This is a genomic window from Variovorax sp. DXTD-1 (assembly GCF_003984625.1).
Lineage (GTDB): Bacteria > Pseudomonadota > Gammaproteobacteria > Burkholderiales > Burkholderiaceae_C > Variovorax.
In genome coordinates this window covers 1-19,395 of record NZ_RWKH01000015.1, presented here as the reverse complement: position 1 = coordinate 19,395, position 19,395 = coordinate 1, and the positions used below count along the sequence as shown (strand labels likewise).

General features: G+C 67.0%; 21 protein-coding genes. 13 read left to right on the top strand and 8 right to left on the bottom strand.

Annotated features, from left to right (window positions below; translation table 11 throughout):
- Positions 1-3 precede the first annotated feature (3 nt).
- The 6 genes from EJI00_RS15225 to fliE all read right to left on the bottom strand — a co-directional run bounded on the left by EJI00_RS15225 (position 4) and on the right by fliE (position 4,309).
- Positions 4-333: a flagellar protein FliT gene (locus tag EJI00_RS15225; protein ID WP_260590736.1), complete on the bottom strand. Its 330-nt coding sequence runs from the start codon at positions 331-333 to the stop codon at positions 4-6.
- Between the two features lie 19 nt (positions 334-352).
- On the bottom strand, positions 353-775 hold the full coding sequence (gene fliS, locus EJI00_RS15220) for a flagellar export chaperone FliS (RefSeq protein WP_126748345.1): 423 nt from the start codon (positions 773-775) through the stop codon (positions 353-355).
- 18 nt (positions 776-793) lie between these two features.
- Positions 794-2,242, bottom strand: coding sequence for a flagellar filament capping protein FliD (fliD, locus tag EJI00_RS15215; protein WP_126748344.1), 1,449 nt, complete (start codon positions 2,240-2,242; stop codon positions 794-796).
- 55 nt (positions 2,243-2,297) lie between these two features.
- Positions 2,298-2,507 carry a flagellar protein FlaG gene (locus EJI00_RS25260; protein ID WP_221885043.1) on the bottom strand — a complete coding sequence of 70 codons (210 nt, stop codon included), beginning with the start codon at positions 2,505-2,507 and terminating at the stop codon, positions 2,298-2,300.
- A gap of 28 nt (positions 2,508-2,535) precedes the next feature.
- Entirely contained in the window at positions 2,536-3,825 is a 1,290-nt protein-coding gene (locus EJI00_RS15205; RefSeq protein WP_126748343.1) for a FliC/FljB family flagellin, read from the bottom strand.
- A 166-nt stretch (positions 3,826-3,991) separates the two neighbouring features.
- Positions 3,992-4,309, bottom strand: coding sequence for a flagellar hook-basal body complex protein FliE (gene fliE / locus EJI00_RS15200; protein ID WP_126748342.1), 318 nt, complete (start codon positions 4,307-4,309; stop codon positions 3,992-3,994).
- 348 nt (positions 4,310-4,657) lie between these two features.
- On the opposite strand from fliE, the gene fliF reads away from it, so the two are divergent.
- The 13 genes from fliF to fliR all read left to right on the top strand — a co-directional run bounded on the left by fliF (position 4,658) and on the right by fliR (position 15,936).
- On the top strand, positions 4,658-6,370 hold the full coding sequence (gene fliF, locus EJI00_RS15195) for a flagellar basal-body MS-ring/collar protein FliF (RefSeq protein ID WP_126748341.1): 1,713 nt from the start codon (positions 4,658-4,660) through the stop codon (positions 6,368-6,370).
- The gene (fliG, locus tag EJI00_RS15190; protein WP_126748340.1) at positions 6,367-7,362 is read left to right on the top strand and encodes a flagellar motor switch protein FliG; all 996 of its coding nucleotides are present in this window, start codon (positions 6,367-6,369) and stop codon (positions 7,360-7,362) included. The genes fliF and fliG overlap by 4 nt, the downstream gene beginning before the upstream one ends.
- 65 nt (positions 7,363-7,427) lie before the next feature.
- On the top strand, positions 7,428-8,165 hold the full coding sequence (gene fliH, locus EJI00_RS15185) for a flagellar assembly protein FliH (RefSeq protein ID WP_260590735.1): 738 nt from the start codon (positions 7,428-7,430) through the stop codon (positions 8,163-8,165).
- Between the two features lie 5 nt (positions 8,166-8,170).
- A complete protein-coding gene (fliI, locus tag EJI00_RS15180; RefSeq protein WP_126748339.1) occupies positions 8,171-9,616 on the top strand; it encodes a flagellar protein export ATPase FliI in 1,446 nt (481 codons plus the stop codon).
- Positions 9,617-9,639: 23 nt separating this feature from the next.
- Complete coding sequence (gene fliJ / locus EJI00_RS15175) at positions 9,640-10,095, top strand: flagellar export protein FliJ (RefSeq protein WP_126748338.1); 456 nt, start codon at positions 9,640-9,642, stop codon at positions 10,093-10,095.
- Between the two features lie 20 nt (positions 10,096-10,115).
- Positions 10,116-11,495: a flagellar hook-length control protein FliK gene (locus EJI00_RS15170; RefSeq protein ID WP_126748337.1), complete on the top strand. Its 1,380-nt coding sequence runs from the start codon at positions 10,116-10,118 to the stop codon at positions 11,493-11,495.
- A gap of 176 nt (positions 11,496-11,671) precedes the next feature.
- On the top strand, positions 11,672-12,103 hold the full coding sequence (locus tag EJI00_RS15165; RefSeq protein WP_260590734.1) for a flagellar basal body-associated FliL family protein: 432 nt from the start codon (positions 11,672-11,674) through the stop codon (positions 12,101-12,103).
- A gap of 23 nt (positions 12,104-12,126) precedes the next feature.
- Positions 12,127-13,128 (top strand): flagellar motor switch protein FliM, encoded by a 1,002-nt coding sequence (gene fliM / locus EJI00_RS15160; RefSeq protein ID WP_126748335.1) that lies wholly within the window; start codon positions 12,127-12,129, stop codon positions 13,126-13,128.
- Entirely contained in the window at positions 13,121-13,582 is a 462-nt protein-coding gene (gene fliN / locus EJI00_RS15155; RefSeq protein WP_126748334.1) for a flagellar motor switch protein FliN, read from the top strand. The genes fliM and fliN overlap by 8 nt, the downstream gene beginning before the upstream one ends.
- On the top strand, positions 13,579-14,091 hold the full coding sequence (fliO, locus tag EJI00_RS15150; protein WP_126748333.1) for a flagellar biosynthetic protein FliO: 513 nt from the start codon (positions 13,579-13,581) through the stop codon (positions 14,089-14,091). The genes fliN and fliO overlap by 4 nt, the downstream gene beginning before the upstream one ends.
- Before the next feature lie 65 nt (positions 14,092-14,156).
- Positions 14,157-14,849, top strand: a complete 693-nt coding sequence (gene fliP, locus EJI00_RS15145; RefSeq protein ID WP_242631146.1) for a flagellar type III secretion system pore protein FliP — start codon at positions 14,157-14,159, stop codon at positions 14,847-14,849.
- 9 nt (positions 14,850-14,858) lie between these two features.
- Positions 14,859-15,128, top strand: coding sequence for a flagellar biosynthesis protein FliQ (gene fliQ, locus EJI00_RS15140; protein WP_126748331.1), 270 nt, complete (start codon positions 14,859-14,861; stop codon positions 15,126-15,128).
- 13 nt (positions 15,129-15,141) lie between these two features.
- Positions 15,142-15,936 carry a flagellar biosynthetic protein FliR gene (gene fliR, locus EJI00_RS15135; protein WP_126748330.1) on the top strand — a complete coding sequence of 265 codons (795 nt, stop codon included), beginning with the start codon at positions 15,142-15,144 and terminating at the stop codon, positions 15,934-15,936.
- A 28-nt stretch (positions 15,937-15,964) separates the two neighbouring features.
- Here the strand turns inward: fliR and flgL are convergent, their stop codons facing one another.
- Both flgL and flgK read right to left on the bottom strand, forming a co-directional pair.
- Positions 15,965-17,176: a flagellar hook-associated protein FlgL gene (gene flgL / locus EJI00_RS15130; protein WP_126748329.1), complete on the bottom strand. Its 1,212-nt coding sequence runs from the start codon at positions 17,174-17,176 to the stop codon at positions 15,965-15,967.
- Positions 17,177-17,216: 40 nt separating this feature from the next.
- A complete protein-coding gene (gene flgK / locus EJI00_RS15125; RefSeq protein WP_126748328.1) occupies positions 17,217-19,175 on the bottom strand; it encodes a flagellar hook-associated protein FlgK in 1,959 nt (652 codons plus the stop codon).
- Between the last annotated feature and the right edge of the window lie 220 nt (positions 19,176-19,395).

The window sequence follows — 19,395 nt, the reverse complement described above, 5'->3', positions numbered from 1 at the left end:
AGGTCAGTACGGCGTGCCGTATGCCCTGCCGAGTTCGCTGCGCATCTGCAACTGGGCCATCTTCGACACCAGGTCCTCGAGCTGCGGCTTGACCATGTCGCACACCTCTTCCTGGTCGGAATGGATGCAGTCGATCAGGTTGCGCACCTGCTCCAGCTGCACGACGTCGAGCGACACCTTGCCGATGGCCTTGAGCCGGTCCACCAGCGCCGCGCACCGGGCTTCGAGCTCGGCGAGCCGTTCCCATTCCCTGGCGCGGGCGAGCCCCGCCATGAGCGACATGGTCGAAGCCAGTTCGCTGTAGCAATGGAGGACTTCGTTGCGGATCGGCATGGCCTGCGATTCCGGTGTTTCAGTTGTCGGCACTTGCACCGCCGACTTCGCGCCATGCGGACGCAATGTTCTCGAGAATCGCTTCGGCCTCGTCGAGCGCCTTCACGTCGTGGTGCAGGTTTGCGTACAGCAACCGGCGAATCACGAAGTCGTACAGCGCCGACAGGTTGGCCACCAGCTCGGCGCCCGCGGCACCTGCCGCCTTGGCGTCCAGGCTGGCCTTCAGGCCGTTGTCGACGATGCTGATGGCCTTGGAAATCGCGTTGCCCTTGGCCACGGTGTCGCCGCTCGCCATGTGGTGCCGCGCCATGCCGATGGTGGTGACGACGCCGTCGAACAGCATGGCGATGAGCTGTTGCGGCGAGGCGCTCATCGCCTGCGTTTCCACGCCGACGCGTGCATACGCATTGGCACCGGCTCTGGAGGTGTGGGGGGTACGCATCGGGTTGCTCCGCTGTAATTACTTGCTGCTGCTTTGCATGCTCGCAAACTGCTGCGTCAGATAAGTGCTGGTGCTGCTCATCTGGCTCATCAGCAGGTCGAGCTGCGTGAACTGCGCGCGGTAGCGCTCCACCTTGGCATCCACGCGCATCTTCATGTCGGTGAACTGCTGGTCGAGTTGCTTGAGGGAGGCCGTCATGCCGTCCGAAGCCACCTTGAGCGCGCCGCCGGTGGAGGTGAGGTTGTCCACCACCGCGCTGATCTGCTTGCCGTAACCGGCGGTGCTGCCGGTTGCGCTGGAAAAGAGCCCCGCAACACCCGAAAGATTGGTGCTGACCGCCGTCTTGAGCTTGGCCGAATCGACGGCCATGGTGCCGTCCTTCTGGAAGGTGACGCCGATTTCCGACAGCACCTTCAGGTCGGTCGGCCCGCCGGCCTGCGGCGTGGTGAGCGCCTGGCGAATGCGGGTCTGCAGGTTGCGCAGCGTCGAGTCCCCGACCAGCGCGGCGCCGGTCTTCGAGTCCTTGTCGTACGTGGTCAAGGTGTTGGCCGTGGCCTGCAGGCTGTTGTAGGCCTTGACGAAATCATTGATCGCCGCCTCCACCGCGGCCGTGTCGGGCTGCGTCGCAAGGTTGCTGGACCCCGTCTTCAGCAGGTTCAACGTGGTTCCCTGGATGGCTTCCTTCACCGTGTTGCTTGCGCTGGTCACGGCAATGCCGTTCACCGTGAGCTGCGCGTTCTGCGCGGCCACCGTCTGCCGCAGGTTCTGCGAACCCGCGGGATCGTTGTTCAACAGGCCCTGCAGCGACGCATCGCCGGCCACCGAGATGCGCATGCTCGATGCTTCGCCCGTTTGCGAAGACGTCAGCACCAGCCGGTGCGGCGTGCCGCTGCCGTCGTTCACGATGCTGGCCGAAACGCCGGCCTTGGCCGCGTTGATCGCGTCGCGAATACCTTCGAGCGTGTTGTTGGTGCCGTTGATGGTGATCGGCACGGCGGTGCGGCTCGCGTCCTTCGTGAAGCTCGCACCCGTGTAGGTTCCGGTTGCCGCATCGAGCGTGCCGCCGCCCACGGTGCCGAAGTCGATGGTGATGGTGCCGGTGCCGATGGCAGCCTTGGCATCCGCCCGACCGGCCGCCACCAGGGATTGCGACTGCGCAAGCTTGGTTACGTCAACCGTGTAGGTGCCGGCCGTGGCCTTGCTGCCGGCCGATGCCGTCAGCACCTCGGGCACGCTCGACGTGACCTTCGCGCCCTGGAACAGCGCGGGGTCGGACAGCTTCTTGGCCGCCGCCTGCAGCGTGCTGAGCGAATTCTGCAGCGTGCCGTAGGCCGAGAGCTTGCTCGTGTAGCTCACCTGCCGTTGCTGCAACAGCACGAGCGGCTGGCTCTCCGCCGTCTCGAGCTGCGTAAGCAAGGTGCTCAGGTCGAGCTTGGAGCCGACGCCAAGGCTGCTGATCGATGCCATGTTGAGATGTCCTGAAAACTACGAATAAGAGAAGAAGAAAAAAGAAGGGAACCCGTCAGGCTTCCTGGCTCACCAGCAGGCCGGGCGCCTTGCCCAGCACCTTGGCGATGCGCACCACTTCCTCCGAAGGAATCTGGCGGATGACTTCGCCGCTCGTGTAGTCGACCACCGACATGATTACCACCTTCTTGATGCTTTCGCTGTCGTCTGCAGCCTGGCCGGGGCCAAGCCGCAGGGAACAGCGCAGGCGGAGCCGGGTTTTCACCCGGGCGCCTGCGCAATGCCTTACTGGATCAGCGCAGGAGCGACAGCACGCCTTGCGTGGTCTGGTTCGCCTGGGCCAGCACCGAGGTACCAGCTTGCTGCAGGATCTGAGCGCGGGTCATGTTCGACACTTCGACTGCGTAGTCGGCGTCTTCGATGCGCGAACGCGAAGAAGACAGGTTGGTCACCGTGGTTCCGAGGTTGGCGATCGTGGAGTCGAAACGGTTCTGCACCGCACCCAGCGAGCTGCGCAGGTCGTCGACCATCTTCAGAGCTGCGTCCAGCTTCTTCATCGGGTCGATCGAAGCCGCACCGGCGAACTCGGCCGTCTTGCCGGCACCGCTCAGGACGATGTCCGTGGCGGTGTTGTCGAAGTCGGTGGGCGTTGCGCCGCCGTTGGCCAGGGCGCCTGCGCCGACGGCGAAGTTCTTGCCTTGCACGGCAACGTAGGCGGTGGTGGTGCCAGCGGCGCTCACACCCACCTTCACCAGCTGGTCGGCCAGTGCAACAGCGGTCGTCACGCCGTTGTCGGTGTCGGTGAACTCGACGTCGGCCACGTTCAGGACCACGTCGCCGGTCGTGTCGTCGACCGAAGCAGCGTAGAAGTCGTCACCCGACTTGACCACGAAGTTGGCGGTTGCGGCGCCGGTGGCGTCCTTCACGTTGTGCAGGCTCAGCGAAGAAGCATCCACGCCCAGCGAGGTGGCAGCCGACGAGAGGTCGACGTCCGTCGGCGTGCCGCCGAGGTTGGTCTGCGTGATCGGAGCGCTGACCGGCAGGGCGTTGCTGCTGACAGAGAAGCCAGCCAGGCCGAGCGTCGTCGAGTCGATCTGCTTGAGGTCGATCTTGATCGTTTCGCCGTCGTTGGCACCGACTTGCACGGTCAGCGGCTTGGCGCCGGCCGACAGGACCTTCACGCCGTTGAAATCGGTCTGTGCCGAGACACGGTCGATTTCGCTCATGCGCTGGGTGATTTCGTCCTGGATGGACTTCAGGTCGCTGGCCGAGTTGCTGCCGTTGGCGGCTTGCACTGCGAGCTCACGAACGCGCTGCAGGTTGTTGTTCACTTCCTTCAGTGCGCCTTCGGTCGTTTGCGCCAGCGAGATGCCGTCGTTGGCGTTGCGCTGGGCTTGCGACAGGCCCTTGATGTTGGCGGTGAAGCGGTTGGCAATGGCCTGGCCCGCTGCGTCGTCCTTGGCACCGTTGATGCGCAGGCCCGAAGACAGGCGCTGGATCGCGGTGTTCAGCGACGATTGCGACGCGTTGAGGTTGTTCTGCGTGAGCAGCGAGAGACTGTTGGTGTTGATGACTTGCGCCATTTTCGACTCCTGATAGACAAAGGTTGTGGACTCCGGCCGTCCGGCCGCAACGCTGGACCCGCTCCCACTGTGAGACTCAAGCCATCGTTGGTTTAGTTATCGGCAGGGGTTTCCAAACATTTAGAGTCCGGCGCAAAAAAGTTGCGCTGCCCACAACCCACACGGATCAGGCGGGAAGGTTCATCACTTCCTGATAAGCAGCCACCAGGCGGTTGCGCACCTGCAGGCCGGTCTGGAAAGCCACGTTGGCCTTCTGCAGGTCGACCATCACGTCGTTCAGTGCAACGCCCGGCTTGCCCATTTCAAAGTCTTCGGCCTGGCCGTAGGCCTTGGTCTGCGCGGTGCTGATGTTGTCCAGCGAGCGGCGGAGCTCGGCGGCAAAACCTCTCGGCTCGGCCCCTTCGGCGGCGGGCTGGGCAATGCCCGTCTGGAGCGAGGTGACCCGCATCTGCTGCAAGACGGACTCGATGGCGGCAATCGACATGGAATGCTTTCTATGTGTGTGAATCTGGGGGTGGACAAGGAAGCACCGGGGCGCCTCCGCGTGTTTTCAGCGTATCAGGGGAAGCCCTTGGGACATGCCCCCAACTGACGGCAAAACCCCCAGTTGTTCGACCAATCGAATATGGCGCGCCTGCTGAGAATCAACGCCGATCCCCAAGCCCGCTGACGACACCACAGCCCACCGGCATGACTCCAGAACATCGAAGCCTCCAGCCCCTCACCATGACCCCGCGCCGCCCGGCGCTCCTGGCCGTGACCGGGGTACTCGCATGAGCCGCCGGGCCGCTCCCAAGGCGAATACCGCAGCCCGCAGGGCGGAGGTTTTCCAATGAGTTCGGCGGCGCCCGCGGGCGCCATGCCGTCGCCCGGTTCCGCAATTGCGGACCGCCTGCGCGCACAACCGAAACTGCCCCTGATCGTCGGCGCCGCCGCGATCGTCGCCGCTGCCGCCGCGTTCCTGCTCTGGAGCCGCGGTCCGGACTACGGCGTGCTCTATACCAATGTGTCCGACCGCGACGGCGGCGCCATCATTGCGTCGCTGCAGCAGATGAACGTGCCGTACAAGTTCGCCGAAGGCGGCGGCGCAATCCTGATCGCCAGCGACAAGGTGCCCGAAGTGCGCCTGAAGCTCGCCTCCCAGGGCCTGCCCAAGGGCGGCGGCGTCGGCTTCGAACTGCTGGACAACCAGAAGTTCGGCACCAGCCACTTCGCCGAGCAGGTCAACTACCAGCGCGGCCTGGAGGGCGAGCTTGCGCGCTCCATCGAGTCGATCGGTTCGGTCGAATCGGCGCGCATCCACCTGGCGCTGCCCAAGCCCTCGCTCTTCGTGCGCGACCAGAAGAAGCCTTCGGCCTCGGTGGTGCTCACGCTGCACCGCGGCCGCAGCATCGACGAAGGCCAGGTCAGCGCCATCGTGCACATGGTGTCGAGCAGCGTGCCCGAACTGAATGCCAAAAGCGTGACCGTGGTCGACCAGCACGGCAACCTGCTCTCGGCCGCCAACGCCGGCGCGCGCGGGCTGGACGTGAGCCAACTCAAGTATGCGCAGGAAATCGAGCAGGGCTACATCCGCCGCATCGAAGCCATCCTGCAGCCGATTCTGGGCGCCACCAACGTGCGCGCGCAGGTCGCCGCAGACATCGACTTCTCCGTGGTCGAGCGCACCGAAGAAAGCTACAAGCCGAACCAGGACCCCCGCAACGCGGCAATCCGCAGCCAGCAGTCGAGCGAATCGACGCAGCAAGGCGCCACGCCGCCGGGCGGCGTTCCGGGTGCGCTGTCGAACCAGCCGCCGCAAACGCCGAACGCGCCCATCACCGCGCCGCCGGCGCCCAATGCCGCACCAGGTGCAGCGGGTGCGCCTGGTGCAACGGCCGCAACGAGCACTGCAACCACTGCCGCCTCGGCGCCGGGCAGCGCGCGCAAGGATGTGACGACCAATTACGAGCTCGACCGCTCGATCCGCCACGTGCAGCAGGGCGCGGGCGGCGTCAAGCGGCTGTCGGTGGCGGTGGTGGTCAACCACCGCAGCGCGCCGGACGCGAGCGGCAAGCTCGTGCAGCGCGCGCTCACGCCGGCCGAGATCGAGCAGATCCGCAACCTGGCCAAGGAAGCGATGGGCTTCAGCCAGGAGCGCGGCGACTCGCTCAACGTGGTCAACAGCGCCTTCACCCGCGACGGCGAAGACGGCCAGGCCGGACCCGAGCTGCCCTTCTGGCGCGACCCGGCCAACCTGGGGCTTGCCAAGACGATCGGACAGTACGTGCTGCTCGCCTTCCTGGCCCTGTTCGCCTGGTTCGCGGTGCTGCGGCCGCTGCTGCGCAAGCACCTCGCGCCGCCCGCGCTCCCGGCCGCCGCCGCGCCAACCGGCTCCGCCGCCACCACAGAGGCAGGCGGCGACGACGAAGCGAACGCATCGCGTGTCGGCGCAAAGGCACGCGAGATCGAACGCCAGAAGGCCGACCTTGCCTACGCACACGAAACCGCCGACCAGGACCCGCGCCTGGTGGCCACGTTGATCAAGCATTGGATGAACACATGAGCGATGCCGGCACACGAAAAAGCGCGATCCTGCTGATGTCCCTGGGCGAGGACCGCGCAGCGGCCACGCTGGCCCACCTGCCCGCCACCGAAGTGCAGGCCCTGGGCGCGGCAATGGCCAAGCTGAGCCAGGTTTCCAAGGACGAGCTGGCGGCGGTGCTGGCCGAGTTCCGCATGGAGACCGAGCAGCTGTCCGCACTGCACCTGGGTTCGGGCAGCTACATCCGCGCGGTGCTGCGCAAGGCGCTCGGCGACGACCGCGCAAGCAACCTGCTCGAAGACATCCTCCAGCCCGAGCAGCCGCACGGCGGCATCGAGCGGCTGAACGACCTGGAAGCCGGCGAAGTGGTGGAGCTCATCCGCGACGAACACCCGCAAATCCTTGCCACGCTGCTGATCCACCTGGACCGCAAGAAGGCCTCAGAAGTGCTCGAGAAACTGCCGGAGCGCCTGCGCCACGACGTGATCCTGCGGGTGGCCACCTTCGGCGGCGTGCAGCCCGCGGCACTGGCCGAGCTGACCGACGTGCTGACCGAAATGCTCTCCGGCGAAGGCCTGAAGCGCAGCCGCCTGGGCGGCGTGCGCACGGCGGCGGAAATCGTCAACCTGATGAACAGCGCGCAGGAAGAAGGCGCAATCGCCCACGTTCGGGAGCACGACGATGCGCTGGCCCAGCGCATTCTCGAAGAGATGTTCGTGTTCGAGAACCTGCTCGACCTGGAAGACCGCTTCATCCAGCGCCTGCTCAAGGACATCGAGTCCGATTCGCTCATCGTCGCGCTCAAGGGCTCGGCCCCCGAACTGCGCGAGAAGTTCCTCAAGAACATGTCGCAGCGCGCCGCGGAAACGCTGCGCGAAGACATCGAACTGCGCGGCCCGGTGCGGGTGTCGCAGGTCGAGACCGAACAGAAGGCCATCTTGCAGGTGGTGCGCCGCCTGGCCGACGCCGGCGAAATCGTCATCTCCACGCCTGGCACCGATGACTTCATCTGAAACCATGTTGCAAGTCCAATTTCGCGGCAAGTGCGGCAAGCGCGGTAACGCGGGGAGTCGATGAGATGACCTTGGCCAACCAATCCTTTGCGTCCCGCGCGCGGCAAAGCACGCCACCCGCGAGGCCCCGCCTTTCGGCCTGGCAGCGCTGGGAGATGAGCTCGCTCGACGAAGGCACGCTCGCAGCGGGTGCGCCCGCCGAAGCGGCCGTGGCGCCGCGCGTGGACCCCGCGGCGCTGGCCCGCGAGGCCGAGCTCGAACGCCTGCGGCTGGAGGCGCGCGCCACCGGCGAGGCCGAAGGCCGCCGCGAAGGCTGGGCGCAGGGCCATGCCGAAGGCCATGCCGCCGGTCTGGCCGCGGGCCTGGCTGGCGCGAGCGCGCATGCGGAGCAACTGCGCGCGCTGGCCGCTGCGCTGCCCGCCGCGTTGCGCAGCGCTGAACGCGAACTGGCCGATGCCGTGATGGCGCTCGCATTCGATGTGGCACGCCAGGTGATCCACCGCACGCTGCGCACCGAACCCGAGTGGGTGCTTGCGCTGGTGCAAGACCTGCTGCACGCCGAGCCCGCCCTGCAGGGCGAGCCGCGCCTGCTGCTGCACCCGGACGACCTGGCGCTGGTCAAGAACAGCCTCGGCAATGAACTGCAGGCCGCCGGCTGGCAGGTACGTGCCGACGACACCCTGGCCCGCGGCGGCTGCCGAGTGCGCTCCGCAAGCGGCGAAGTGGACGCGAGCCTGGAAAACCGCTGGAAGCGCGTGATCGATGCGTTCTCGCCGAGCGGCAGTGACGCGGCGGGAGGCTGAAGACGATGTCCGCAACAGCACAAGCCGCAGCACCTTCCACGCCTGCCGCCAACCCGCACCTCAAGTCCTGGCTGGACACGCTCGCGCAAGCCCGCCAAGACGTCGGTCTTTGCTCGACCATTGCCACCTCGGGCCGGCTGACGCGCGCCGTCGGCCTGGTGCTGGAGGCCGTGGGCCTGCAGCTGCCGGTCGGCAGCGACTGCCTGATCGAATTGCCGCCCGGCTACCCGCAGCGCCATGCGGAGGCCGAGGTGGTCGGCTTTGCCGGCGACCGACTGTTTCTCATGCCGCAAAGCGAAGTGGCCGGCCTGCTGCCCGGCGCCCGCGTGTTCGCGCGGCCCGGCCCGGCGCAAGCCAGTGCGGGCGGCAGCTCCGGCGATGCGCATACCAAGCGGCTGCCGGTGGGCGAAGGCATGCTCGGCCGCGTGGTCGATGCCGCCGGCCGGCCGCTCGACGGGCTCGGCCCGCTCGACGTGAGCCGCCGCGTGCCGCTGAGCTCGCCGCCGATGAACCCGCTTGCGCGCGCGCCGATCGATTCGGTGCTCGACGTCGGCGTGCGCGCCATCAACGCCATGCTCACGGTGGGCCGCGGGCAGCGCATGGGCCTGTTCGCCGGATCCGGCGTGGGCAAGAGCGTGTTGCTGGGCATGATGGCGCGCTACACCAGCGCCGAGGTCATCGTGGTCGGCCTGATCGGCGAACGCGGCCGCGAGGTGAAGGACTTCATCGAGAACACGCTCGGCGAAGAGGGCCTGGCCCGCGCCGTGGTGGTGGCCGCACCGGCCGACAACTCGCCGCTGCTGCGCCTGCAGGGCGCGGCCTATGCCACCTGCCTGGCCGAATACTTTCGCGACCAGGGCCGCGACGTGCTGCTCATCATGGATTCGCTCACGCGCTATGCCATGGCGCAGCGCGAGATTGCGCTCGCCGTCGGCGAGCCGCCGGCCACCAAGGGCTATCCGCCCTCGGTGTTCGCCAAGCTGCCGGCGCTGGTCGAGCGGGCCGGCAACGGATCGCGCGACGCCGATGGGCGGGGCGGCTCGATCACCGCGTTCTACACCGTGCTGTCTGAAGGCGACGACCAGCAAGACCCGATTGCCGACTCGGCGCGTGCCATCCTGGACGGACACGTGGTGCTCTCGCGCACGCTGGCCGAGGCGGGCCACTACCCGGCCATCGACATCGAGGCTTCCATCAGCCGCGCGATGACCGCGCTGATCGAGCCTTCGCAGTTCGACACCGTGCGCCGCTTCAAGCAGGCGCTCTCACGCTACCAGCGCAACCGCGACCTGATCAGCGTGGGCGCGTATGCGGCCGGCCACGATCCGCAGCTCGACCAGGCCATTGCGCTGTACCCGCGCATCGAGGCCTTCCTGCAGCAATCGATGGAAGAACGCTGCGACTACCAAACCTCGATCGCCCGCATGGGCGGCCTGTTCGAGCCCGCCTGAGCCACAACCATTACGGAGCCGCCATGCCGCAAAAACTCCCGCTCGACACGCTCACCGACCTCGCCCGCAACAAGACCGACGATGCGGCGCGGCAGCTCGGCCTGCTGCAGAACGCGCAAGTCAGCGCCGCGCAGAAGCTGGAGCTGCTGCTGCAATACCGCCAGGACTACAGCGACCAGCTGCACGTGCTGATGCAGAACGGCCTGCCCTCGGCGCAGTGGCACAACTACCGCAACTTTCTCGGCACGCTCGACGGCGCCATCGAGCAGCAGCAGGCCATCGTCGCGCAGGCCGCCAGCCGGCTGGACATCGGCCGCAACGAATGGCAGCACCACAAGCGCCGTCTCAACTCCTTCGACGCGCTGGCCGAACGCATGCGTCGGCAAGAGCTCGTGGTCGGCGCCCGGCGCGAGCAACGCGACAGCGACGAACGCGCGGCACGCAAGTTCTTCGACCGCGCCTCCCAACCGACACCCTGACGTTTTCCTGAAGAACCGCCATGCCCACCTTCATCGCTCCTTCCTTCGCGCCGAATGCAGCCGGCGCTTCGGCCTCTTCGACGGCTTCCGGCCCGCGCGGTCGCAACGCCGAGGAGGCCGACGGCCGCAGCTTCAATGCGGTGCTGACCCGCTCGCGCGGCGCCGGCCAGTCGCAGCAGGCCAAGGAAGATTCCGCGTCGCCCGCGCTCGAGGGCAAGGCACGGCAGAAACCCTCTCGCGCCGGCGACCGCAAGGACGACCTAACCATCGAGCTGCCGCTGGCATTTTTTGCACCGACCATGACCCCGTTGGCTTCATCGCCCGCGGCGGCCTCGGCGCTCCCGGGTGGCGCAACCGTGGCGGCCACCCTGCCTGAAGGCGCGCAAAGCCTCTCGACTGCCGAAGCAGCCGTTGCGGCCCTGCCCGCCGACGCTCCCGCGGCCGCACTGCCCGGCGATGCGACTGACGCCGAAGGGGTCGAGGGCGAAACCCCGGCAACGGCCGCACTGCCGCGCGATGCCCAAGCCCTTGCGTCGGAAATTGCACAGCCGAAGAACAAGGACCATCCCGAAGCGGTCACCGTTCCGCCTGTTGCCCAGTTGCCGACAAGCCCAGCGCTGCCAGCGGCAGATGCCCCTGCAGCGGCAGGCGCCGTGCCGGTCGCCGCCACGGCACCGTCCGGCGATGCGATCGCCGCCACCGTAACCGCAATTGCTTCTGAGGCGGCCAAGGCGGCTGCCGCTTCCCCGGCTGCCGACGAGGCGCTTTCGGCACCCACAGCCGCAATGCTCGCAGCCGACAAACCCGACCTTGGCGCCGCAGCATCCAACGCAGCCGATCCGTTCACCCCGCCGCAAGCGATGACTTTCGCCACGGCCGCGGCCGACCGCGCGAACCTGCCGGCCGGCACCAGCCAGGTACCCGTCATGCACGTCGCGCCGCCCGTGGGCTCCGACGAATGGGGCCCGGCCCTCGGCCACCAGATGCTGCGCATGAACGCGGCGGGCGCGCAGGTTGCCGAGCTGAACCTGAACCCGGCCGGCCTCGGCCCGCTGAAGGTCACGCTCTCGATGGGAGACAACCAGGCCCAGGCGATGTTTGTCTCGGCCCACGAAAGCGTGCGCAAGGCCGTGGAGGCGGCGCTGCCGCAATTGCGCGCGAGCCTTGCGGAACAAGGCATCAGCCTGGGCCAGGCCTCGGTGGGTGCGGAGGCGCATCGCTTCGCCGGCCAGGGCGGCGCCTTCGACCAGCAAGCCCGGCAGCAGCAGGGTTCGGGCCGGCAGCCGCAGTACCCGGCGCCTGGCCGCGCGGAGGCTGCAGCCCTCGCCGAGCCGCTGCACGGCAGCCTGCCGCCCGCCGCATCGCGCACGTCCAGCGCCGGCGTAGACACCTTCGCATGAGACGAACGCGGGATCTGAGGCCTTTTCCCGCGCTTGATCAGCCCTTCGTTTGCCGGGCACCTGGCAAAGAATAGTCCCAACCAGACATTGTTTTCGCAGTTTCAAATATGGCTACCAGTCCTTCTGTCGCGATCGCTCCCCCCGCCGCCGCGCCTCGCTCTTCGAAGCTGAAGATCGTGATTCCGGCCGCTGTGCTGGGCTGCGGTCTTGCCGGCGGCGGCGGCTATTACCTGATGAGCCAGCGCGCTCCCGGCGCGGCCGCCGAATCGGCCGCGCCGGCGCTCGTGCCCGACAAGCCGATCTTCGTCACGATCGAGCCCTTGACCGTGAACGTGCAGTCCGAAGGCCGAGCGCGCTTCCTGCATGTGGGCATGGCCTTGAAGGTGCGCAACGAGCAGGCCAAGGCGCACGTCGTCGAGTACATGCCCGAGGTGCGCAGCCGGCTGCTGCTGCTGCTGTCGAACCGCCCGCCCGAGTCGCTGGTGACCACCGAGGACAGGGCCCGGCTGGCCGAGGAAATCCGCCTCGAGCTGAGCCGCCCGCTGGCTGCAGGCTTTCCCCCGCAGGAGATCGGCAGCGTTTCCTTCAACACCTTCATGGTGCAGTAAATCTTTTTCCGGACCGGCGATTCATGGCCTATGAACAGGTGCTCTCCCAAGACGAAGTCGACGCGCTGCTGCAGGGCGTCACCGGAGGCAGCCCCGAGCAAAGCGAAGGCGCTGCCCCAAGGTCGGACGGCCTGCCGGTGTACGACCTCGGCGCGCCCGACCGCGTGGTGCGCAGCCGCATGCACACGCTGGAGGTCATCAACGAGCGTTTTGCCCGCCATCTGCGCAGCTCGCTCTTGAACTTCATGCGCCGCAGCCCCGACATTTCGGTCGGGCCCGTACACATTCAGCAGTACGGCGAGTTCGTGCGGCACCTGCCGGTGCCCGCCAACATCAACATGCTGCACATGAAGCCGCTGCGCGGAACGGCCCTCTTCGTGTTCGACCCGAAGCTGGTGTTCCTGGTGGTCGACAACCTCTTTGGCAGCGACGGGCGCTATCACGTGCGCGTCGAGGGGCGCGACTTCACGCGTACCGAGCAGCGCATCATCAAGCGCCTGCTGAACCTCACGCTGCAGTGCTATGCAGACGCCTGGCAGCCGGTGTTCCCGCTGAGCTTCGATTACGTGCGCGCCGAAATGCACGGCAAGCTGGCCAACATCGTCGCGCCGAACGAGGTGGTGATCAACACCACGCTGCAGATCGAGTTCGGCCCCGTGGGCGGCTTTTTGCATGTGTGCATTCCCTATTCGATGATCGAGCCGATCCGCGACCTGCTCTCCAACCCGGTGCAGGACGAGATCGAGGTCGACAAGCGCTGGGTGCGGCAGATGTCGCAGCAGATGCAGAGCGCCGACGTGGAGCTCAGCGCCGAATTCATTACCTTGCCCTCGACCATCGGCGAGGTCCTCAAGCTGCAGGCGGGCGACGTGCTGCCCATTGAACTTCCCGAGTCGATCACCGCGCGCGTGGACGGCATTCCGGTGATGGAGTGCGGCTACGGCGTATCGAACGAACGCTATGCGCTGCGCGTGCTGCAGATGATCTCCCACCAAGACAGCGATCTGAAGAACGAACATGACTGACAACACCCCATCCTCCAGCGATGCGGACGACTGGGCCAGCGCGCTGGCCGAGCAGACCGCGGCTTCCGCTCCCGCACCCGCCCCGGCACCTGCGCCAGCCCCTGCCTTTGCGCCCGCGCCTGCCGCCGCCCCCGCGGGCAGCCGCGTCTTCCAGCCGCTGCAGCCGGCACCGTCCGCCTCGGGTTCGCCGGTGGACGTGGAACGCATCCTCGACGTGCCGGTGCAGCTGACGGCCGAACTCGGCCGCACCCGCATCACCATCAAGAGCCTGCTGCAACTGTCGCAGGGCTCGGTGGTGGAACTGGACGGCCTGGCCGGCCAGCCGCTGGACGTGCTGATCAACGGCTACCTGATTGCGCAGGGCGAAGTGGTCGTGGTGAACGAGAAGTACGGCATCCGCCTGACCGACATCGTCACGCCCTCCGAACGCATGCAGAAGCTCGGCCGGTCATGAACCTTCTTGCAAGGCCTGGCAAGCAGTTTCGGCGCGTTGCCGCATCGATTGCGGCCGCGGCATGCGGCCTGGCCGCGCAGGCCGCCCATGCCGCGCTACCGACGGTGCCTTCGCCCGTCGAACCGGCGGCCCCGGCGGTCGGCGCATCCAGCCTGCTGCAGGCCGGCTTCGGCATGTTCGCGGTGCTGGGCCTCATCTTCCTGTGCGCCTGGGCGGCACGCCGCTTCGGACTGCAGCGCCTGGGCGGCGGCCAGTTCGTGAAAGTGGTTTCCAGCACCATGGTCGGCCAGCGCGAGCGCGTGGTGGTGGTCGAGGTCGGCGCCACCTGGCTGGTGCTGGGCGTTACATCGAGCCAGGTGAACACGCTGCATTCGATGCCGGCACAGGCGGTGCCCGCAACCCCGGGCGCAACGGCCTCCGTGCCGGATCCGCGCCTTGCCGGCGCGGCTGGCCTGTTCGCTCAAAAACTGCGCGACTCCCTCGGACTCAGGCAGCGGCCGAACCCATGATTCGCATTGCTTCCCAACGGCGCTTTCGCGGCGTCGTGCTGACCCTGCTCGCCCTCGCGCTGCCGATGACGGCATGGACGCAGGGCCTGCCCGGCCTGACCAGCTCGCCCGGCCCGGGCGGCAGCCAGACCTGGTCGCTCAGCGTGCAGACGCTGGTGCTGCTGACCTCGCTCACGTTCCTGCCGGCGCTGCTGCTGAGCATGACGAGCTTCACCCGCATCCTCATCGTGCTGGGCCTGCTGCGCACCGCCATCGGCACGCAGTCGTCGCCGCCCAACCAGATTCTGGTGGGCCTGTCGCTCTTCCTGACGTTCTTCGTGATGTCGCCGGTGTTCGACAAGGTCTACAACGACGCCTACAAGCCGTTTTCCGAGAACAAGATTTCGGCGGAGAAGGCGCTGGAGAAAGGCATTGCGCCTTTCAAGTCGTTCATGCTCAAGCAGACCCGCGAGAACGACCTGGCCCTGTTCGCCAGACTCGCGAAGATTCCGGACATGCAGGGGCCGGAAGAAGTGCCGCTGCGCATCCTGCTTCCCGCTTTTGTGATCAGCGAGCTGAAAACGGCGTTCCAGATCGGCTTCACCATCTTCATACCGTTTCTCATCATCGACCTGGTGGTAGCCAGCGTGCTGATGTCCATGGGCATGATGATGGTGCCGCCCGCCTCGATTGCATTGCCGTTCAAGCTGATGCTGTTCGTCATGGCTGACGGCTGGCAGTTGCTGATCGGTGCGTTGGCCCAAAGCTTTTATCTTTAGAGGTCCGGAATGACACCCGAATCCGTCATGTCCCTGGGCAGCCAGGCAATCCACGTCTCGCTGCTGCTCGGCGCGCCGATGCTGCTGGTGGCGCTGGTCGTCGGCCTGGTCATCAGCATCTTCCAGGCGGCCACGCAGATCAACGAGGCCACGCTGTCGTTCATTCCCAAGCTGCTGGCCGTGTGCGCGGTGCTGGTGATTGCCGGCCCGTGGATGCTGGCGCAGATGCTCGACTACATCCGCACGCTGTTCTCGAGCATTCCGCAACTCGTGGCCTGAGGGCACGCGCGCGATGCCCGCCATCTTCTCCGTCACATCGGCGGAGCTCACCGCCTGGATGACGGCCTTTCTTTGGCCGTTCGTGCGCATGCTGGCGCTGGTCAGCACCGCGCCGGTGTTCGGCGAGCCCGGTGTTTCGCGGCAGCTCAAGGTGGCCATTGCGGCCTTGCTGACCATTGCCATCGCACCGACGCTCGGGCCCATGCCGGCTGTGCCGGTGGTTTCGGCCGGCGGCATCTGGATCATCCTGCAGCAGGTGCTCATCGGCGCCGCCATCGGCTTCACCATGCGCATGGTGTTTGCCGCCGTGCTGGCCGCGGGCGAATACATCGGCCTGCAGATGGGCCTTTCCTTCGCTTCATTTTTCGACCCGACGGCCGGCGGCGCCACGATGGTGGTCGCGCGGCTGATGCACATGCTGGCCATCCTGCTCTTCCTGGCGGTGGACGGCCATCTGCTGATGGTGGCCGGCCTGGCCGAAAGCTTCAGCACGCTGCCGATTGCCGATGCGCCACTGGCTGCACAAGGCTGGATGTTCCTGGTGCTGGGCGGCGGGCAGATCTTCATCAACGGCTTCATGCTGGCGCTGCCGCTGGTGACCGCGCTGCTCACGCTGAACCTTGCAATGGGCATCCTGAACCGGGCCTCGCCGCAGTTCAGCATCTTTGCGGTGGGCTTTCCGCTCACGCTGCTGGCGGGCATCGGCATGATGCATCTGCTTATTCCGCAGTTCGGCGCGTTCCTGGAGCCGCGCTTTGCCGCGGGGCTTTCTTCGGTGCTCCAGCTCACGCAAACCCTCAGGCCCTGAGGGGCGGCCGCGGCCGCCCCGCTCTTCATCACAGGTAGTTGAACAGCGCAATGCTGTGCAGCCGCGCAAAGGTCTGCTGCGTGGCCTTGAGCGAGGTTTCGCGCTGCAGGTATTCCGAAATGGCGCTGGCCGGGTCCAGGTCCACCAGTTCCGACAGGTAGCCCTTGTCGATCAGGAAACGCGAGGCGCCTCCTGTGTTGAGCGCATCGAGCTCGTTCATGCGCGAGCCGATCGACGAAGTGACCGTGAGCACGTTGTCGTGCGCGTTGGTGATCTTCACGTTGAAGGTGCTGAGGGCGTTGAGCAACTCGGCCTGGGCCGCGTCGCCACCGCCGGCGAGCGGCTTCTTCAGCGCGGTGATCATGTCGCCAATGGCGGCGAACACGTCGGTACCGGCATTGCGCGCCGTGGCCACCTGGAAGGTGTCGCCGTCGGCCGGGGTGCCGCTCATCTTGATCTGCAGGCCGCCGAAAGAGATGGGGGTGTCGGGCACGTAGGGGCCCGATGCGGCGACCACGGGCGGCGTGTCCTGCGTGGTGACGGTGTAGTTGCCGCCCGCGAAGCTGATCGTGAAGTCCTTGCCGTAGTTGGCCGCGGTCGCATCGGTCAGACCCACGGGGCCGAACACGCCCGAGCCGGTGTTGGCCGCGCCGGCGGAGCTCACGTAGCCCGCACCGCCCTGCACCGACTGGAACACGCTGCGGCCGTCGTCGGTGGTCGACATCTGGCGCGACACGTCGATCTGCATGAGGCGCTGGCCCTGGTCGCCCATGTACTGGATGCCGCCGCTGGCATCGGCCACGAAGGGCGGGCTGCCGCTCTTGAAGCCGGCGAACAGGAACTGGCCGTTGCCGTCGTCGGCGTTGGCCACGTTCACCAGCTGGTCCAGGTTGCTCTGCAGCGTGGTGGCCAGCGAGGCGCGGTCGGCGTCCGACAGCGTGCCGTTGCCGGCCTGCACGGCCAGCGTCTTCATGTTCTGCATGATCGAGGTGGCCGACTTCAGCGCGGTTTCCTCTTGCGAGAGCGAGAGCATCGCCCGGCTGCGGCTGCTGGCGTACTGGGCCGACTCGGCCATCGACTGGCTGACGCCCAGCGCGCGCGCGGCCGCCACGGGATCGTCCGCCGGCGTCAGGAACTTGGTGCCCGCGGCAAGCTGCTGCTGAATGCGGAACAGCTGCTGCTGCTGCGAACCCAGCGCGTTCATGCTCTGGGCGTAGAAGGATTGGGTGCTGATGCGCATCTCGACTCCTGAAATCTGTTCTTTGAAAGCGAGGGCCGGATCAGCCGCGGATGCCCAGGATGGCGTCGAACATGGTCGATGCGGTCTGGATCACCTTGGCATTGGCCTGGTACATCTGCTGGTACATCAGCAGGTTGGCGGTTTCCTCGTCCTGGTTCACGCCCGAGATCGCGTCGCGGCTCGCGCGGATCTGGCCCGTCACGCTGTCCTGCGTTTGCGTTGCCACGCGAATCTCCATGGAGCGGTTGCCCACCTCGCTCACCAGCTTGGCGAAGGCGCCGTTGAAGGTGGAGGTGCCGCCGTCCATGGCGTTCTTGCGCTGCAGCGCGCCGAGCTTGAGCGCGTTGCTGCCGTCCGACACGCCGGCCACGTTCTTGCCGATGGTGAAGGTGTCGCCCTGCGCGGGTGCGCCCGTGAGCTTGACCTCGATGCCGTCGAAGCTGATGGCGGCACCGGCGGTGTAAGGCACGGCCGTGCCTGCGGCGTAGGTGGTGGAGGTGCCGTCGGCCAGCGTCACCGTGACGGGCGAGGTCGCCGGAAAGCCCGACAGCGTGTTGCCGCCCGCGTCGTAGGCGAGCGTGACCGTTGCGGCGAGCGGTGCGGCCAGGTAGTCTGCGTTGACGACGGCGGGGCTCAGGGCGCCCGTGCCCTTGTTGCCGACGGTCTTGCCGGTGACGATCGGCGACGCGGCGGCCACCTTGGCCGTTTCGCGCACCAGCACGTCCATGTCGCGTGCGCCGGTGCGCGTGGGCTGCACCAGGAACGAGTCGCCCGCCTGCGCGGTGCCGCTGGCCACCGAGAGGCTCACGCCGTCGAAGCTGGCCGGGAACGCGGTGTAGTCGCCCATCACCTGCTTGTCGGACAGGCGCGTGACGGTGTAGGTGAGCGTGCCGGCCACGTCTTTCACCTGCACCGAGTAGTCGCTGGTCGAGAGCTGCGAGGTGTCGGTCACGCTGGCGCCGAGCACCATGTTGCCGGCGTTCTTTGCATGGGAGAACACGCCGGGCACGGCCTGGGAAAAGAAGTTGGCGCCCAGCGCGCCGTTCAGGTCCACGCCAAGCTTGTGCTGGTCGTTGAACTCGCTGGCCAAGGCCATTGCGAGGCGGCCGACGGCGTTCTGCGTGCTGGTGAGCGTTTCGGAACGGAAGGCCAGCAGCCCGCCCAGTGACCCGCCGGTGAGCACGTTGTCGTTGAGTTCGGAGACCGTGCCGGTCAGGCCGACCAGTGCCATCGACTGGCGCGTGGGATCGGCGGCGGACTGCACGGACTGTATCTTCGCGGCGCGGTCGCCCAGCACCAGCGTCTGGCCGTTGCCGATGAAGACGTTGTACTGGCCGCTGTCCTGCTCCATCACCTTGACGTCGACGATCTTGCCAAGATCGCTCACCAGCTGGTCGCGCTGGTCCATCAGGTCGTTGGGCGGCTGGCCGCCGGCCATGGCGCTGAGCTGGCTGATCTGCTGGTTCAGGCTTGCGATCTGCGTGGCGTAAGTGTTGATCTTGGCGGCGCTGCCTTCGATCTGCTCGTTGACCGAGGTGTTCAGGTCCGTGAGGTACTGGTCGGTGGAGCGGAACTTGTTGGCCAGCGACTGCGCCGCGCTGATGAGCTGCTGGCGCGCGGCCGGGTCGGCCGGCGTGTTGGCCACGTCCTGCACGCTGGCGAAGAAGCTCTGCATCAAAGGCGTGATGCCCGCCGTCTTGTCGGCCAGCAGCGAATCGATGCGGTTGATCTGCGAACCGTAGCTCGCAAGCGCCGCGCCCGCGGCCTCGGCGCCGTTGAGCTGGGACGTCAGGTAGCGGTCGTAGCTGCGCTGCACCGTGGTCACGCGCGCGCCGTTGCCCACGAAGCCCGCGCCGGTGACCGTGCCGCCGAGCGAAGAAACCAGCGCCGTCTGGCGGTTGTAGCCGGTGGTGTACACGTTGGCCGTGTTGTGGGCCGTGGTCATGAGCGCGGTTCGCGCCACGCTCAGGCCCGAGAGGCCCGTATAGAACATCGACATGAGGCCTTACCTGTAAAACGTTTCTTTTGTTTGGACGGTAGGTGCCGGTTCGGGCACCTGTTGCTTGTTTATCGGCAGGACGCGCGAAAGTTGAAGGCCTTTTGCGTTTCGCGTTCAGACCTGGGCGAGAGCCTGGTGTCCGGTGCCAAGGGCGCGGACTTCGCGGTGCGAGGCACTCGGCGCCATCGATGCGGCGCGGCCTTCGCTCGCAGAGGGCTCA

Bases quoted from the DNA above. Each gene is read 5' to 3' on its own strand.
- EJI00_RS15225 (WP_260590736.1), bottom strand. From the start codon at position 333: ATGCCGATCCGCAACGAAGTCCTCCATTGCTACAGCGAACTGGCTTCG.
- fliS (WP_126748345.1), bottom strand. From the start codon at position 775: ATGCGTACCCCCCACACCTCCAGAGCCGGTGCCAATGCGTATGCACGC.
- fliD (WP_126748344.1), bottom strand. From the start codon at position 2,242: ATGGCATCGATCAGCAGCCTTGGCGTCGGCTCCAAGCTCGACCTGAGC.
- EJI00_RS15205 (WP_126748343.1), bottom strand. From the start codon at position 3,825: ATGGCGCAAGTCATCAACACCAACAGTCTCTCGCTGCTCACGCAGAAC.
- fliE (WP_126748342.1), bottom strand. From the start codon at position 4,309: ATGTCGATTGCCGCCATCGAGTCCGTCTTGCAGCAGATGCGGGTCACC.
- fliF (WP_126748341.1), top strand. From the start codon at position 4,658: ATGAGTTCGGCGGCGCCCGCGGGCGCCATGCCGTCGCCCGGTTCCGCA.
- fliG (WP_126748340.1), top strand. From the start codon at position 6,367: ATGAGCGATGCCGGCACACGAAAAAGCGCGATCCTGCTGATGTCCCTG.
- fliH (WP_260590735.1), top strand. From the start codon at position 7,428: ATGACCTTGGCCAACCAATCCTTTGCGTCCCGCGCGCGGCAAAGCACG.
- fliI (WP_126748339.1), top strand. From the start codon at position 8,171: ATGTCCGCAACAGCACAAGCCGCAGCACCTTCCACGCCTGCCGCCAAC.
- fliJ (WP_126748338.1), top strand. From the start codon at position 9,640: ATGCCGCAAAAACTCCCGCTCGACACGCTCACCGACCTCGCCCGCAAC.
- EJI00_RS15170 (WP_126748337.1), top strand. From the start codon at position 10,116: ATGCCCACCTTCATCGCTCCTTCCTTCGCGCCGAATGCAGCCGGCGCT.
- fliM (WP_126748335.1), top strand. From the start codon at position 12,127: ATGGCCTATGAACAGGTGCTCTCCCAAGACGAAGTCGACGCGCTGCTG.
- fliN (WP_126748334.1), top strand. From the start codon at position 13,121: ATGACTGACAACACCCCATCCTCCAGCGATGCGGACGACTGGGCCAGC.
- fliO (WP_126748333.1), top strand. From the start codon at position 13,579: ATGAACCTTCTTGCAAGGCCTGGCAAGCAGTTTCGGCGCGTTGCCGCA.
- fliP (WP_242631146.1), top strand. From the start codon at position 14,157: ATGACGGCATGGACGCAGGGCCTGCCCGGCCTGACCAGCTCGCCCGGC.
- fliQ (WP_126748331.1), top strand. From the start codon at position 14,859: ATGACACCCGAATCCGTCATGTCCCTGGGCAGCCAGGCAATCCACGTC.
- fliR (WP_126748330.1), top strand. From the start codon at position 15,142: ATGCCCGCCATCTTCTCCGTCACATCGGCGGAGCTCACCGCCTGGATG.
- flgL (WP_126748329.1), bottom strand. From the start codon at position 17,176: ATGCGCATCAGCACCCAATCCTTCTACGCCCAGAGCATGAACGCGCTG.
- flgK (WP_126748328.1), bottom strand. From the start codon at position 19,175: ATGTCGATGTTCTATACGGGCCTCTCGGGCCTGAGCGTGGCGCGAACC.